The organism is Pseudomonas beijingensis (genome assembly GCF_030687295.1).
GTDB lineage: Bacteria > Pseudomonadota > Gammaproteobacteria > Pseudomonadales > Pseudomonadaceae > Aquipseudomonas > Aquipseudomonas beijingensis.
In genome coordinates this window covers 2,284,147-2,299,594 of sequence record NZ_CP117425.1, presented here as the reverse complement: position 1 = coordinate 2,299,594, position 15,448 = coordinate 2,284,147, and the positions used below count along the sequence as shown (strand labels likewise).

The 15,448-nt window shown below is 61.2% G+C and carries 11 protein-coding genes and 1 pseudogene; all 12 read right to left on the bottom strand.

Features of this window, described 5'->3' with window-relative positions; all coding sequences use genetic code 11:
* Window positions 1–134 precede the first annotated feature (134 nt).
* The 12 genes and pseudogenes from eno to PSH84_RS10275 all read right to left on the bottom strand — a co-directional run bounded on the left by eno (window position 135) and on the right by PSH84_RS10275 (window position 15,431).
* The gene (gene eno / locus PSH84_RS10330; RefSeq protein ID WP_013692387.1) at window positions 135–1,424 is read right to left on the bottom strand and encodes a phosphopyruvate hydratase; all 1,290 of its coding nucleotides are present in this window, start codon (window positions 1,422–1,424) and stop codon (window positions 135–137) included.
* Window positions 1,425–1,670: 246 nt separating this feature from the next.
* The gene (kdsA, locus tag PSH84_RS10325) at window positions 1,671–2,516 is read right to left on the bottom strand and encodes a 3-deoxy-8-phosphooctulonate synthase (protein ID WP_122565457.1); all 846 of its coding nucleotides are present in this window, start codon (window positions 2,514–2,516) and stop codon (window positions 1,671–1,673) included.
* A gap of 4 nt (window positions 2,517–2,520) precedes the next feature.
* On the bottom strand, window positions 2,521–4,152 hold the full coding sequence (gene pyrG, locus PSH84_RS10320; protein ID WP_122565459.1) for a CTP synthase: 1,632 nt from the start codon (window positions 4,150–4,152) through the stop codon (window positions 2,521–2,523).
* A 274-nt stretch (window positions 4,153–4,426) separates the two neighbouring features.
* A complete protein-coding gene (tilS, locus tag PSH84_RS10315; RefSeq protein ID WP_305482816.1) occupies window positions 4,427–5,752 on the bottom strand; it encodes a tRNA lysidine(34) synthetase TilS in 1,326 nt (441 codons plus the stop codon).
* 149 nt (window positions 5,753–5,901) lie between these two features.
* Entirely contained in the window at window positions 5,902–6,849 is a 948-nt protein-coding gene (locus PSH84_RS10310; protein ID WP_092330636.1) for an acetyl-CoA carboxylase carboxyltransferase subunit alpha, read from the bottom strand.
* A 149-nt stretch (window positions 6,850–6,998) separates the two neighbouring features.
* Window positions 6,999–10,521 (bottom strand): annotated as a pseudogene (dnaE, locus tag PSH84_RS10305) (DNA polymerase III subunit alpha).
* Between the two features lie 239 nt (window positions 10,522–10,760).
* Window positions 10,761–11,420: a ribonuclease HII gene (gene rnhB / locus PSH84_RS10300; protein WP_305469935.1), complete on the bottom strand. Its 660-nt coding sequence runs from the start codon at window positions 11,418–11,420 to the stop codon at window positions 10,761–10,763.
* A complete protein-coding gene (gene lpxB / locus PSH84_RS10295) occupies window positions 11,417–12,547 on the bottom strand; it encodes a lipid-A-disaccharide synthase (RefSeq protein WP_305482814.1) in 1,131 nt (376 codons plus the stop codon). The genes rnhB and lpxB overlap by 4 nt, the downstream gene beginning before the upstream one ends.
* Before the next feature lie 2 nt (window positions 12,548–12,549).
* Window positions 12,550–13,326: an acyl-ACP--UDP-N-acetylglucosamine O-acyltransferase gene (gene lpxA / locus PSH84_RS10290; RefSeq protein ID WP_122565466.1), complete on the bottom strand. Its 777-nt coding sequence runs from the start codon at window positions 13,324–13,326 to the stop codon at window positions 12,550–12,552.
* Window positions 13,323–13,763, bottom strand: a complete 441-nt coding sequence (gene fabZ, locus PSH84_RS10285) for a 3-hydroxyacyl-ACP dehydratase FabZ (RefSeq protein WP_003184897.1) — start codon at window positions 13,761–13,763, stop codon at window positions 13,323–13,325. The genes lpxA and fabZ overlap by 4 nt, the downstream gene beginning before the upstream one ends.
* A gap of 105 nt (window positions 13,764–13,868) precedes the next feature.
* On the bottom strand, window positions 13,869–14,924 hold the full coding sequence (gene lpxD, locus PSH84_RS10280) for a UDP-3-O-(3-hydroxymyristoyl)glucosamine N-acyltransferase (protein WP_305469933.1): 1,056 nt from the start codon (window positions 14,922–14,924) through the stop codon (window positions 13,869–13,871).
* Between the two features lie 3 nt (window positions 14,925–14,927).
* Entirely contained in the window at window positions 14,928–15,431 is a 504-nt protein-coding gene (locus PSH84_RS10275; RefSeq protein WP_003184901.1) for an OmpH/Skp family outer membrane protein, read from the bottom strand.
* Window positions 15,432–15,448 lie beyond the last annotated feature (17 nt).

The following is a 15,448-nucleotide window of genomic DNA, read 5'->3' as shown; positions in this document are numbered from 1 at the left end:
CAAACTTTGAAGCGTCTGATAGCACGAAGCCTGGAGAACCCAGGCTTGTGCTTGATAAGGCATCAGATTAGAGGCAAAACCGCCACCATGGCGACTTTTGCGACCCAACCCGCTGTCTTTTTACCATTTACCGCTTAACCGCGAAACTCGGCGCGACCGTTGTACTTGGCCTTGCCATTCAACTGCTCTTCGATACGCAGCAGTTGGTTGTACTTGGAAACGCGGTCGGAACGGCACAGCGAACCGGTCTTGATCTGGCCTGCCGCAGTGCCCACGGCCAGGTCGGCAATGGTCGAGTCTTCGGTTTCACCGGAGCGGTGGGAGATCACGGCAGTATAGCCGGCAGCCTTGGCCATCTGGATGGCTTCCAGGGTTTCGGTCAGGGTGCCGATCTGGTTGAACTTGATCAGGATCGAGTTGGCGATCTTCTTGTCGATGCCTTCTTTCAGGATCTTGGTGTTGGTCACGAACAGGTCGTCACCCACCAGCTGGGTTTTCTCGCCGATCTTGTCGGTGAGGATTTTCCAGCCCGCCCAGTCGGACTCGTCCAGGCCGTCTTCGATGGAGATGATCGGATAGCGTTCGGTCAGGCCCTTGAGGTAGTCGGCGAAACCTTCGGCGGTGAACACCTGGCCTTCGCCGGACAGGTTGTACTTGCCGTCTTCGTAGAATTCACTGGCGGCGCAGTCCAGGGCCAGGGTCACGTCGGTGCCCAGCTTGTAGCCAGCGTTGGCCACGGCTTCGGAGATCACTTTCAGCGCGTCTTCGTTGGACGCCAGGTTCGGTGCGAAACCGCCTTCGTCGCCAACCGCGGTGCTCAGGCCACGGGCCTTCAGCACAGCCTTGAGGTGATGGAAAATCTCGGTGCCCATGCGCAGGCCTTCGGAGAAGGTCTTGGCGCCAACCGGCTGCACCATGAATTCCTGGATGTCGACGTTGTTATCGGCATGCTCGCCGCCGTTGATGATGTTCATCATCGGCACCGGCATCGAGTAGACACCCGGGGTACCGTTGAGGTTGGCGATGTGCGCGTACAGCGGCAGGTCCTGGTCCTGGGCAGCGGCCTTGGCAGCGGCCAGGGACACGGCGAGGATTGCGTTGGCACCCAGGGTGGCTTTGTTTTCGGTACCGTCGAGCTTGATCATCGCGTGATCGAGGGCTTTCTGGTCGGCAGGATCCTTGCCCAGCAACAGTTCGCGGATCGGACCGTTGATGTTGGCGACGGCTTTGAGCACGCCCTTGCCCAGGTAACGGCTCTTGTCGCCATCACGCAGCTCCAGCGCTTCGCGCGAGCCAGTGGAAGCACCGGACGGCGCGCAGGCGCTGCCGATGATACCGTTGTCGAGAAGCACGTCCGCTTCAACAGTGGGGTTGCCACGGGAGTCGAGAACTTCACGACCTTTGATGTCGACGATTTTTGCCATTGTTGTAAACACTCCAAAGTTGACTAGAACGTTGCAGAAAACTTGCTCGCGCTCAGCTGCAATGCAGCCAAGCGCCTGGATGGGAGCGCTTCGCACTCCAGCGGGAGCAAGCTCCCTCGCCACAAAGAGCAAGGCTTGCCGACGATGAGCCCTGAAGGGCGTCATCGCAGGCCATGCTCCCACAAGAGCAGTGCGGCCAGCGGGCCAGAGCGATAATCGAGCGGTACTTTACCGGAGAAAACCGCGTTACGCGGTTTCTATCGTCGGAAAACCCTTGACCAGCTCATCCAGCGACTTGAGCTGAGACAGGAAAGGTTCCAGCTTGTTCAAGCGCAAGGCGCAAGGACCGTCGCACTTGGCGTTGTCCGGATCGGGGTGGGCCTCGAGGAACAGGCCGGCCAAGGACTGGCTCATGCCCGCCTTGGCCAGATCTGTGACCTGGGCGCGGCGACCGCCGGCGGAGTCGGAGCGACCACCGGGCATCTGCAAAGCGTGGGTCACGTCGAAGAACACCGGGTATTCGAACTGCTTCATGATGCCGAAGCCGAGCATGTCCACCACCAGGTTGTTGTAGCCGAAGCTCGAACCGCGCTCGCAGAGGATCAACTGGTCGTTGCCGGCCTCTTCGCACTTGCTCAGGATGTGTTTCATTTCCTGGGGCGCGAGGAACTGGGCCTTCTTGATGTTGATCACCGCGCCGGTCTTGGCCATCGCGACCACCAGGTCGGTCTGGCGCGACAGGAAGGCCGGCAACTGGATGATGTCGCAGACCTCGGCGACGACCGCGGCCTGGGCAGGCTCGTGGACGTCGGTGATGATCGGCACGCCAAAGGCTTGCTTGATGTCCTGGAAGATCCGCATGCCTTCTTCCAGGCCCGGGCCACGGTAGGAAGTCACAGAGGAACGGTTGGCCTTGTCGAAGCTGGCCTTGAACACGTAAGGGATACCCAGTTTCTGGGTGACCTTCACATACTCCTCGCAAACCTGCATCGCCATGTCGCGGCTTTCCAGCACGTTCATGCCGCCAAACAGCACCATGGGTTTGTCGTTGGCAATCTCGATGTCGCCGACGCGGATGATCTTCTGGGCCATCGTCTTATGCCTTTTTCTGGTGTTGAGCCAAAGCGGCCTTCACAAAACCGCTGAACAACGGATGACCGTCCCGTGGCGTCGAGGTGAACTCGGGGTGGAACTGGCAGGCGACGAACCATGGATGATCCGGGGACTCGACCACTTCCACCAGCGCGCCGTCACCGGAACGACCGGAGATTTTCAGGCCGGCCTCGATCAGTTGCGGCAGCAGGTTGTTGTTCACTTCGTAGCGATGACGGTGACGCTCGACGATCACATCCTTGGCGTAGCAATCGTGTACCTTGGAGCCGGCTTCGAGCAGGCATTCCTGGGCGCCGAGACGCATGGTTCCGCCCAGGTCAGAGCTTTCGGTGCGCACTTCCACGGCGCCGGTGGCATCTTCCCACTCGGTGATCAAGCCCACGACCGGGTGACCGCTGGCGCGATCGAATTCGGTGGAGTTGGCGTCTTTCCAGCCCAGCACGTTACGGGCGAACTCGATGACCGCCACTTGCATGCCCAGGCAGATCCCCAGGTAAGGCACCTTGTTTTCGCGAGCGTATTGCACAGCGGTGATCTTGCCTTCCACGCCCCGCAGGCCGAAGCCGCCCGGCACGAGGATCGCATCGGCGCCTTCGAGCAGGCCGGTGCCCTGGTTCTCGATGTCTTCGGAATCGATGTAGCGCAGGTTGACCTTGGTGCGGTTGCTGATACCGGCGTGACTCATCGCCTCGATCAGCGACTTGTAGGCGTCCAGCAGTTCCATGTACTTACCGACCATGGCGATGGTGACTTCGTGTTCCGGATTGAGCTTGGCATCGACCACCGCTTCCCATTCGGACAGGTCGGCGCCGGCGCACTGCAGGCCGAAGCGCTCGACGACGAAATCGTCCAGGCCCTGGGAGTGCAGGATGCCCGGGATCTTGTAGATGGTGTCGGCGTCTTCCAGGCCGATGACCGCACGCTCTTCAACGTTGGTGAACTGGGCGATCTTGCGACGCGACGAGATGTCGATCGGATGATCGGAGCGGCAGATCAGCACGTCCGGCTGCAGGCCGATGGAACGCAGTTCCTTGACCGAGTGCTGGGTTGGCTTGGTCTTGGTTTCGCCGGCGGTGGCGATATACGGCACCAGCGTCAGGTGCATCAGCATCGCGCGCTTGGCGCCGATTTCGAAACGCAACTGGCGGATGGCTTCCAGGAACGGCTGGGACTCGATATCGCCCACGGTACCGCCGATTTCGACCATCGCCACGTCGGCATCGCCGGCACCCTTGATGATGCGGCGCTTGATTTCGTCGGTGATGTGCGGGATGACCTGTATGGTCGCGCCCAGGTAGTCACCACGACGCTCCTTGCGCAGCACGTGCTCGTAGACACGGCCGGTGGTGAAGTTGTTGTTCTGGGTCATGGTCGTGCGGATGAACCGCTCGTAGTGGCCCAGGTCCAGGTCGGTCTCGGCGCCGTCGTGGGTGACGAACACTTCACCGTGCTGGAACGGGCTCATGGTGCCCGGGTCGACGTTGATGTACGGGTCCAGCTTGAGCATGGTGACCTTAAGTCCCCGCGCCTCCAGGATGGCCGCCAATGAAGCCGAGGCAATGCCTTTCCCCAATGAAGAAACAACACCGCCCGTGACGAATATGTAGCGCGTCATGAAAAACCCTAGAAGTCTGCGTTAAAGCGGTCCGAGCCGCCGGGGAAAGCGAAGGAAGGCCGAAGCCCCCGATCACCTGCATTAATCACAGTGCACCTTTCAAAAAAACCGCCGCGTTGGGACAGACCGGAAGTGAAATCACCGGTACGTTGCTCGCTACACATTTTTTGGAATCGCCCAGCAAAGACTGCTTGGTAATCGGCAACTCCTGCAATTCAGGCGAATCCACAGAAGTTGTATCAAGAAGGGAGCGTAGTCTACCGGAAAGCCCCTTTCAGCTCAAACCCAGATCTTGGCTTCCTGGCGTCCAGATCAATTGCCAACTGCCATCAGCCTGTGCATCGAGCCCGGCCAGGTTAGCCACCGCCAGCAATTGCTCGCCTTGATAGAGCAGCGGCAATCGGCCGCGAACGAACGCCGGCACGGCCTTTTCATTGAGCAAGCGTTTGAGATCACGATGACCACGACCCGCTAACGCCAGCACCTCGCCGCCTTGACGATAGCGCACGCTGAGCGGCCCCGCAGGCGGCGTGCCGTTGAGCACCACCCGACCATTGTCCGGCAAGCGCAGCGCCAGCGCCGGATCCGCCCAGTCGACGGCGCCTGACGGCGAACATAGCCAGTGGTCGGATAACCACCAGACCCGCCCGGCGGCCCGGTGCAGCTCACCGCCGGCCAGGCGCCAGATTGGCCGGGCATCGTCGGCGGCATCGCGCAACGAGTCCCAGCCCGCCCAGTGATCGCTGTCGGGCAGCAGGGTCATCGGTGCCAGCCAGTAGCTCAACGCGTTGCGCTGACGGGCCGGCGACAACGCCCGCAACGGCGCCAGCGCCAGGGATTGCAGCCCAAGCCAGTCGAATGCACCTGGGGACGCGGCCTGGGCCAAGTCGATCCGCGCCAAATCGTCCAGCAAACCTTGGGCTTCGCCCATGTGTCCAGCGCTGCGAGCCAGTGTCGCCGAGGCTTGCGGCCAGTGTTCGGTCAGCGCCGGAAAAATCCGCTGGCGCAGGTAGTTGCGTGCGTATCGGTGATCGTCGTTGGACGGGTCGTCGATCCAGCTCAATCCCTGTTGTGTCGCATAGGCCTCCAGCTCGGCACGGGACACATCGAGCAAGGGCCGCAGCAGATGCCCCCGGCCCAAAGGCCGTTGCCGTGGCATCGCTGCCAGCCCCCTTACCCCTGCCCCCCGCAGCAGGCGAAACAGCAAGGTTTCGGCCTGGTCATCACGATGTTGGGCGGTGAGCAGCACTTCGTTGTCATGGATGGCCGCCACGAAGGCGCCATAACGCGCCTCCCGGGCGGCACGCTCGACGCTGGCGCCGGGCTGGACTTGCACGCTCACCACTTCAAGCGGCACCCCAAGGGCCTTGCAGAACGAGCGGCAATGGTCCGGCCATGCCTCGGCCACAGCCTGCAGGCCATGATGGACGTGGATAGCGCTTAACGGTGGCAGGGTTTGGGTTTTTGCGAGGGACACGAGCAGGTGCAACAGGACGGTGGAATCGAGGCCGCCGGAGAAGGCGATGCGCCAGGTGGCGGCGTTGCGCCAAGGGGATAACTGTGTGAGGAGCCGGGTTGGCAGATCGATGCTTGTGTTCATGGGTATCAGCCTTGGCACAAATCAAATGTGGGAGCGGGCTTGCTCGCGAAGGCGGTGAATCAGTCAACACATGGGTTGAATGTTAAACCGCTTTCGCGAGCAAGCCCGCTCCCACACTGGCCCCCACAACTGCTGGAAGCTTGGTCAGATCAGAGACCGTAGCTCATCAACCGCTCATAGCGACGAGCCAGCAGCGCGTCGTTGTCGAACTTCTTGAGCATCGACAGCTGGGAACTCAGCTCGGCACGGATCAGTGCCGCCGCGGCAGCCGGGTCGCGGTGGGCGCCGCCCACGGGCTCGTTGATCACTTTGTCGACAATGCCCAGGCCTTTGAGACGCTCGGCGGTAATGCCCATGGCCTCGGCGGCATCCGGGGCCTTCTCGGCGGTTTTCCACAGGATCGAGGCGCAGCCTTCCGGCGAGATCACCGCATAGGTGGAATATTGCAGCATGTTCAACTGGTCGCAGACACCAATGGCCAACGCACCGCCGGAACCGCCTTCGCCAATCACGGTGGCGATGATCGGGGTTTTCAGGCGTGCCATGACGCGCAGGTTCCAGGCAATCGCTTCGCTCTGGTTACGCTCTTCGGCGTCGATGCCCGGGTAGGCGCCCGGGGTGTCGATGAAGGTCAGGATCGGCATCTTGAAGCGCTCGGCCATTTCCATCAGGCGGCACGCCTTGCGGTAGCCTTCCGGACGCGGCATGCCAAAGTTGCGGCGCACCTTCTCGCGCACTTCGCGGCCTTTCTGGTGACCGATCACCATCACCGGCTGCTCGTCCAGGCGGGCAACCCCGCCAACGATCGCGGCGTCGTCGGAGAAGTGACGGTCGCCGTGCAGCTCATCGAATTCGGTAAAGATGTGCTCGATATAGTCCAGGGTGTAGGGACGACGCGGGTGCCGCGCCAGGCGGGCGATCTGCCAGCTGGTCAGCTTGCCGAAGATGTCTTCGGTCAGCGTGCGACTTTTGTCCTGCAGACGAGAGATTTCATCGCCGATATTCAGCGAATTGTCATTACCGACCAAGCGCAACTCTTCGATCTTGGCTTGCAGGTCGGCGATCGGCTGTTCGAAATCTAGAAAATTCGGGTTCATAGGCGTCCGTCTTGGGTCGACGTCCAAGAGAGCTTGGGCCGGCCGGTTGTCTATTCGCGCCTACCTTAAGGGAGAGGCGCGTTCAGGTCGAGATTAAAAATTCGGGTCGAGATCAGGGGTATTCCGGTTTCAACAGTGGCCCCTGGCCGTCAACGGTATTGGAGGAAGACGTTGTCTTTGCCGAACTGGTCACGCAAGGCTTGAATCAACGCATCCGCCGGATCGATCCGCCAGCCTTCGCCGAACTGCAGCACGGCCTTGGCATCGGGGCGTACGTACTCCATGGTGATCGGGCAGGCACCGCGATGGCGCTTGAACAATTCGCCCAACCAGCGTAGCTGATCGCCCTTGAGGTCCTGGGTCTGCAACTTCAGGCGCAGGCTCTCGGCCAGGTTGGTACGGGCATCTTCCATGCTCATCACCCGCTTGACCCGCAGCCGCAGGCCACCGGAGAAGTCGTCGTTGCTGACCTCGCCTTCCACCACCACCATCGCATCGGTCTGCAACAGCGATTGCGCCGAGTGGAACGCATCGGCGAACAATGACGCCTCGATACGCCCGGAGCGGTCGTCGAGGGTGATGAAGCCCATCTTGTCGCCCTTTTTGTTCTTCATCACCCGCAGGGCGATGATCATGCCGGCGACGGTCTGGGTGTCGCGCGCCGGCTTGAGGTCAATGATGCGCTGGCGGGCGAAGCGGCGGATCTCGCCTTCGTATTCGTCGATCGGGTGACCGGTGAGGTACAGGCCCAGGGTGTCTTTCTCACCCTTGAGGCGCTCCTTGAGGGTCAGCTCCTTGGCCTTGCGATGGTTGCCGTAGACATCGGCGTCTTCTTCGACGAACAACCCGCCAAACAGGTCGGCGTGACCACTGTCATGGGTACGGGCGGTCTGTTCGGCGGCCTTGATCGCTTCTTCCATCGCCGCCAGCAACACCGCGCGATTGCGGTCGATATTGGCCTGGTAGGCCTTGGGCTCATCCTGGAAGTAAGGCCCGAGCCGATCCAGGGCGCCACTGCGGATCAAACCATCGAGGGTGCGCTTGTTGATGCGCTTGAGGTCGACCCGGGCGCAGAAATCGAACAGGTCCTTGAACGGCCCGTCCTGGCGCGCTTCGGTGATGGCTTCCACCGGCCCCTCGCCCACGCCCTTGATCGCGCCCAGGCCATAGATGATGCGGCCCTCGTCGTTCACCGTGAACTTGAACTCCGAAGCGTTCACGTCCGGTGCGTCGAGGCGCAGCTTCATGGTCCGCACTTCTTCGATCAAGGTCACGACCTTGTCGGTGTTGTGCATATCCGCCGACAGTACCGCGGCCATGAATGGCGCCGGGTAATGCGCCTTCAGCCACGCGGTCTGGTACGACACCAGGCCATAGGCAGCGGAGTGGGATTTGTTGAAGCCGTAGCCGGCGAACTTTTCCACCAGGTCGAAAATGTTACCGGCCAGGTCAGGGTCGATGCCGTTGGTCGCGCAACCCTCAATGAAACCGCCGCGCTGCTTGGCCATTTCCTCGGGTTTTTTCTTACCCATGGCCCGACGCAGCATGTCCGCGCCGCCAAGGGTATAACCGGCCATGACCTGGGCAATCTGCATCACCTGTTCCTGGTACAGGATGATGCCGTAGGTCGGTGCCAGCACCGGCTTCAAGCCTTCGTACTGATAATCCGAATGCGGGTATGCCAGCTCGGCGCGGCCGTGCTTACGGTTGATGAAGTCATCCACCATGCCCGATTGCAACGGCCCCGGACGGAACAGGGGCCACCAGTGCGATGAGGTCTTCCAGGCAGTCGGGCTTGAGCTTCTTGATCAGCTCCTTCATGCCCCGGGATTCAAGCTGGAACACCGCCGTGGTTTCGGCTTTTTGCAGCAGGCTGTAGGTCGGCTTGTCATCCAGCGGGATGAAGGCAATGTCCAGCGGTTCTTCGCCGACCTTGGCCCGGTCGCGGTTGATGGTTTTCAGCGCCCAGTCGATGATCGTCAGGGTCCGCAGGCCGAGGAAGTCGAACTTCACCAGGCCCGCCGCCTCGACGTCATCCTTGTCGAACTGGGTGACCAGGCCGTCGCCTTCTTCATCGCAATAGATCGGCGAGAAGTCGGTCAACTTGGTCGGCGCGATCACCACGCCCCCGGCGTGCTTGCCGACGTTACGCACCACGCCTTCGAGCTTGCGAGCCATCTCCCAGATTTCCGCAGCTTCCTCGTCGACCTTGATGAAGTCCCGCAGGATTTCTTCCTGCTCGTAGGCCTTCTCCAGGGTCATGCCGACTTCGAACGGAATCATCTTCGACAGGCGATCCGCCAGACCGTAGGACTTGCCCTGCACCCGCGCCACGTCGCGCACCACAGCCTTGGCGGCCATGGAACCGAAGGTGATGATCTGGCTCACCGCGTTGCGGCCGTATTTCTCGGCCACGTAGTCGATGACCCGGTCGCGGCCATCCATGCAGAAGTCGACGTCGAAGTCGGGCATGGAAACCCGTTCCGGGTTGAGGAAACGTTCGAACAGCAGGTCATATTCCAACGGGTCGAGGTCGGTGATCTTCTGCACGTAGGCCACCAGCGACCCGGCACCCGATCCACGGCCTGGGCCCACCGGCACGCCGTTGTTCTTGGCCCACTGGATGAAGTCCATCACGATCAGGAAGTAACCGGGGAATCCCATCTGGATGATGATATCCAGTTCGAAATTCAACCGGTCGACATAGACCTGGCGCTTGGCTTCGTAATCTTCGGTGGTGTCCTTGGGCAGCAAAACGCGGAGGCGTTCCTCAAGGCCGTCGAAGGAAACCTTGCGGAAGTACTCGTCGATGGTCATGCCATCGGGAATCGGGAAGTTGGGCAGGAAGTGCTTGCCCAGCTTCACTTCGATGTTGCAGCGCTTGGCGATCTCGACGGTGTTTTCCAGCGCCTCAGGCAGGTCGCTGAACAACTCGGCCATTTCCTCGGCGCTCTTGAGGTATTGCTGGTTGCTGTAGTTTTTCGACCGCCGCGGATCGTCGAGGGCCCGGCCCTCACCGATGCAAACCCGTGTTTCGTGGGCTTCAAAGTCTTCCTGCTTGATAAAGCGCACGTCGTTGGTCGCCACCAGCGGCGCGCCAATCTTGTCGGCCAGGGCCACGGCGGCGTGCAAGTGTTCTTCGTCGTTGGGACGGTTGGTGCGCTGCACTTCGATGTAGAAGCGCTCCGGGAACACCGCCATCCAGTCACGGGCCAGGGTCTCGGCTTCATCGGGGTTGCCGCTGAGCAGGGCCAGGCCGATCTCACCTTCCTTGGCCGCCGACAGCATGATCAGCCCTTCGCTGGCCTCGGCCACCCACTCGCGCTCGATGATGATCGAGCCGTTGCGCTGGCCATCGATGAAGCCGCGGGAGATCAGCTCGGTGAGGTTGCGATAACCCTGGGCGTTCATCACCAGCAGGCTGATACGGCTCAGCGGTGCGTCGGGGTCCTTGTTCGACAGCCACAGGTCGGCGCCGCAGATCGGCTTGATCCCGGCGCCCATGGCGGCCTTGTAGAACTTGACCAGCGAACACATGTTGTTCTGGTCGGTGACCGCCACGGCAGGCATGTTCATGCCCACCAGGGTCTTGACCAGGGGCTTGATCCGCACCAGACCGTCGACCAGGGAGTATTCAGTGTGCAGGCGTAGATGAACGAATGAAGCCGGCATAGTGATCCTGCGTTAAGTCATGAAAACAACAAGGCCCGGATTGTACCGGGCCTTGGGTAAAACATCAGCCATGAGCATCTTGCCAGGCAAACATACGCACTACTTTTGTGGCGAGGGGATTTATCCCCGCTGGGCTGCGAAGCGGCCCTTGGATCTTAAGAGCTCGTTGTGTCAGGCAGACTTTTCGGGCCGCTTCGCGCCCCAGCGGGGATAAATCCCCTCGCCACAAACAGCCTGCATCAAGAAACCGTAATCTGACTACTCACCATCAAGCCATCACGCGCTTCATAAGCCAGCCGCACCGGGGCGAACGAACGCCTGTGGATCGGCGTTGGCCCAAGGCGCGCCAGGGCTTCGAGGTGCACGGGGGTCGGGTAGCCCTTGTGGCTGCCGATGCCGTAGCCCGGGTAGATCAACTCGAAGGCGCTCATTTCCCGGTCACGGCTGACCTTCGCCAGGATCGAGGCCGCCGCGATGGCCGGCACCTTGCCGTCGCCCTGGATGACCGCTTCGGCGCGCATCGACAGTTTCGGGCAGCGATTGCCATCGATCATCGCCAGCTTCGGCGTGATGTGCAGGCCCTGCACCGCACGCTGCATGGCGAGCATGGTGGCGTGCAGGATATTGAGTTCATCGATCTCTTCGACTTCGGCCCGAGCGATGCACCAGCTCAGGGCTTTCTCGCAGATTTCGTCGTAGAGCTTTTCGCGACGGGCTTCAGTGAGCTTCTTCGAATCATTGAGGCCCAGGATCGGCCGGTTCGGGTCGAGAATCACCGCCGCCGTCACCACCGCGCCGCACAACGGGCCGCGCCCCACTTCATCGACACCGGCCACCAGGTCTTCCACTTCAGCGACCAGGTTGAAGTCCAGGCCCATCTGTAGCTTTACGTTGCTCATGGTTTTGCGCCAATCAGGGTCAGCACCGCGTCAGCCGCCTGGTTGGAGGCATCGCGACGCAGCGTACGGTGGATTTCGTCAAAGCCCCGGGTCTGCTCCTCGCCGCCGTCGATCAAGGGCGACAGCGTGTTGGCCAGCGCCTCGGCGGTGGCGTCGTCCTGCAGCAACTCTGGGACCAACAGGCGCTGGGCCAGCAGGTTCGGCAAGGACACGTAGGGGCTCTTGACCATGCGCTTGAGAATCCAGAACGTCAGCGGCGCCAGGCGATAGGCGACCACCATCGGGCGTTTGTACAACAACGCCTCAAGGGTAGCAGTGCCGGAAGCAATCAACACGGCATCACAGGCCGCCAACGCGTCATGGGAACGGCCATCGAGCAACGTCACCGGCAAATCGCGACCAACCAGCAGGGCTTCCAACTGGATACGGCGCTGCGGGCTGGCACAGGGCAGGACAAAACGTACACCGGGGCGTAGCGCTCGCAGGCGCTGCGCGGCGTCAAAAAACAGACCGCCCAGGCGACTCACTTCGCCGCCCCGGCTACCGGGCATCAAGGCCACCAGCGGCCCATCGGGCAAGCCCAGCGCCTGGCGAGCCGCCTCGCGGTCGGCTTCCAGGGGAATGGTATCGGCCAGGGTGTGCCCGACAAACCGCACCGGCACGCCCTTCTCTTCGTAGAACCTGGCCTCGAACGGCAGCAGCGTCAACATCAGGTCGCAGCCTTCGCGGATCTTCAGCACCCGCTTCTGCCGCCAGGCCCAGACCGACGGGCTGACGTAGTGCACGGTCTTGATCCCGGCCTGACGCAACTTGAGTTCGATATTGAGGGTGAAATCCGGCGCATCGATGCCGATGAACACATCCGGTTTTTCTTCGATCAGGGTCTGGATCAGCTTCTTGCGCCGGGCCAGCAGCTCGCGCAGGCGACCGAGCACCTCCACCAGGCCCATCACCGACAGGCGCTCCATCGGAAAGTAGGAGGTCAGGCCTTCGGCCTGCATCAACGGCCCACCGACCCCGATGAATTCCACCGCGGGGTGCTGCGCCTTGAGCGCTCGCATCAGGCCCGCGCCCAGAATGTCACCGGAAGCCTCTCCCGCCACCAGTGCAACGCGCACGTTAGCCATGGTCAGCGAGTGATGCCGCGGGTCGAAGACTGGATGGAATCGCGGAAGATCGCGACTTCCGGGTGTTGCGCCGACGCTTCGGCCAATTCGGCGAGCGCCTGCTCGACCGTCAGGCCCTGGCGGTATACCACCTTGTAGGCGCGACGCAGGGCCGTAATCGCCTCTTCGCTGAAACCACGACGGCGCATGCCTTCGAAGTTCATGCTGCGGGCTTCGGCCGGGTTGCCGAACACCGTGACATAGGCCGGGACGTCCTTGCCGATGGCGGTGCCCATGCCGGAGAAGCTATGGGCGCCGATATGGCAATACTGGTGCACCAGGGTGAACCCGGACAGGATCGCCCAATCGTCCACGTGCACATGGCCGGCCAACGCGGTGTTGTTGACCAGGATGCAATGGTTGCCAATCACACTGTCATGGCCGATGTGTGCGTAAGCCATGATCAGGTTGTGGTCGCCCAGGGTCGTTTCGGAACGATCCTGGACGGTGCCACGGTGAATCGTCACGCCTTCGCGGATCACGTTGTGATCGCCAATGACCAGACGGGTTTCTTCACCTTTGTACTTGAGATCGGGCGTGTCCTCGCCTACCGAAGAAAACTGGTAGATGCGATTGTGCCGCCCAATCCGGGTCGGCCCCTTGAGAATTACGTGGGGACCGATCACCGTACCCTCGCCGATTTCCACACCTGCGCCGACAATCGACCACGGGCCGACCTCGACATCGGCGGCCAGGACGGCCGCCGGATCGATGATTGCGCGAGGGTCAATCAAACTCATAGTTTGCGTTCCGCACAGATGATTTCAGCGGAGCAGACTGGCTTGCCGTCGACCGAAGCCTGGCATTCGAACTTCCAGATCTGGCGCTTGCAACTGATGAACTTGGCTTCGAGGATCAACTGGTCGCCCGGGGTGACCGGCTGGCGGAAGCGCAGTTTGTCGGAACCGACGAAGTAATAGAGCGTGCCGTCGGCAGGCTTTACGTCGAGCATTTTGAAACCAAGGATCCCGGCAGCCTGGGCCATCGCCTCAATGATCAATACGCCCGGCATGATTGGATGCGCGGGGAAGTGACCATTGAAGAACGGCTCATTGATGCTGACATTCTTATAGGCACGAATGCGCTTGCCTTCAACGTCCAGGTCCACCACCCGATCCACCAGCAGGAACGGGTAACGGTGAGGCAGGTATTCGCGAATCTCGTTGATGTCCATCATTTCGGGGGGAAGCCTATGTAAAGATTGGGAGCGCACGAGTGACGCGCACTCCGCTAGCAAATCAAGATGCCCTAACGGCTGTGCACACTTGATATGGAAATGGTATCAGCCATCTGATGAAGCATTACCGCCAGGGGTCACGTCCCCTACACGCTTTTCCACTTGCTTGAGGCGCCGCGCGATGTCGTCGAGCTGGCGGATACGCGCCGCGCTCTTGCGCCATTCGGCTGCCGGCTGCATGGCTGTGCCGGAAGAATAGGCACCCGGCTCGGTAATCGAGTGGGTCACCATGGTCATCCCGGTCAGGAATACGTTGTCACAGATATCGATATGCCCCACCAGCCCCACACCACCGGCGAGCATGCAGTGCTTGCCGATCTTGGTGCTGCCGGAGATGCCCACGCAGGCGGCCATCGCAGTGTGGTCACCGACCTGGACGTTGTGGGCGATCTGGATCTGGTTGTCGAGCTTGACGCCATTGCCGATGACCGTATCGGCCAGGGCACCACGGTCGATCGCGGTGTTGACGCCAATCTCCACGTCATCGCCAATGGTGACACCGCCAATCTGGGCGATTTTCTGCCAGATGCCTTTTTCGTTGGCAAAACCGAACCCTTCGCCGCCCAGCACCGCGCCGGACTGGATCACCACCCGCTTGCCGATGCGTACATCGTGATACAGGGTGACGCGAGGCGCCAACCAGCCGCCTTCACCGATCTCGCTGCGCGCGCCAATGACGCAATGGGCGCCCAACGTGACGCCGGCACCGATTCGGGCCGCGCCTTCGATGACCACGAACGGGCCAATGCTGGCGGTAGGGTCAACCACGGCATCCGCCGCGATCACTGCGCTGGGATGAATACCAGCGACCGATTTCGGCTTGGGATCGAACAGATGGGAAATGCGGGCATACGCCAGGTACGGATCGGGCACGATCAGGGCATCGCCGGCAAACCCATCGGCATCAGCGGCCTTGAGCAACAGCGCGGCGGCCCGGCTGTCGGCCAGGTACTTGCGGTATTGAGGGTTTGCCAGAAAGCTCAACTGAGCTGGGCCAGCCTCTTGCAAAGTGGCTAGCCCAGTAATTGCCTTCTCCGGGTCGCCACGCAGGGTGGCGCCAAGGAACTCGGCCAACTGGCCGAGCTTGATAGTCGCTGTCATGGATTACTTCAGCTGATTCATGCGCTCGATCACTTGGCGCGTGATGTCGTACTGAGGCTTGACATCGATCACTGCGCCACGCTCGAACACCAGGTCAAAACCACCTTTCTTGATGACTTCTTCCACGGCGCTGTCGAGCTTCGGCTTGAGTTGCTTGAGCATTTCACGGTCGGCAACGGCTTTTGCTTCGTTCAACTCCTTGGACTGGAACTGGAAGTCACGGGCCTTTTGCTTGAATTCAAGCTCCAGACGCTCGCGCTCGCCCTGGGCCATCTTGTCGCCACCGGCGACCAGTCGATCCTGGATGCCCTTGGCGCTGCTTTCCAGGCCCTTGAGCTTGGTCAGTTGCGGGCCGAATTTCTTCTCCGCATCCACGGCGTATTTCTTCGCCGCGTCGGATTCCAGCAGGGCCATCTGATAATTCAGCACGGCAATCTTCATGTCGGCAAAAGCCGGACCTGCGACCAGTACGGTCGCCAGGAGAACCAATTGAGTCAACTTACGCACGATGTACTCCTACAAAA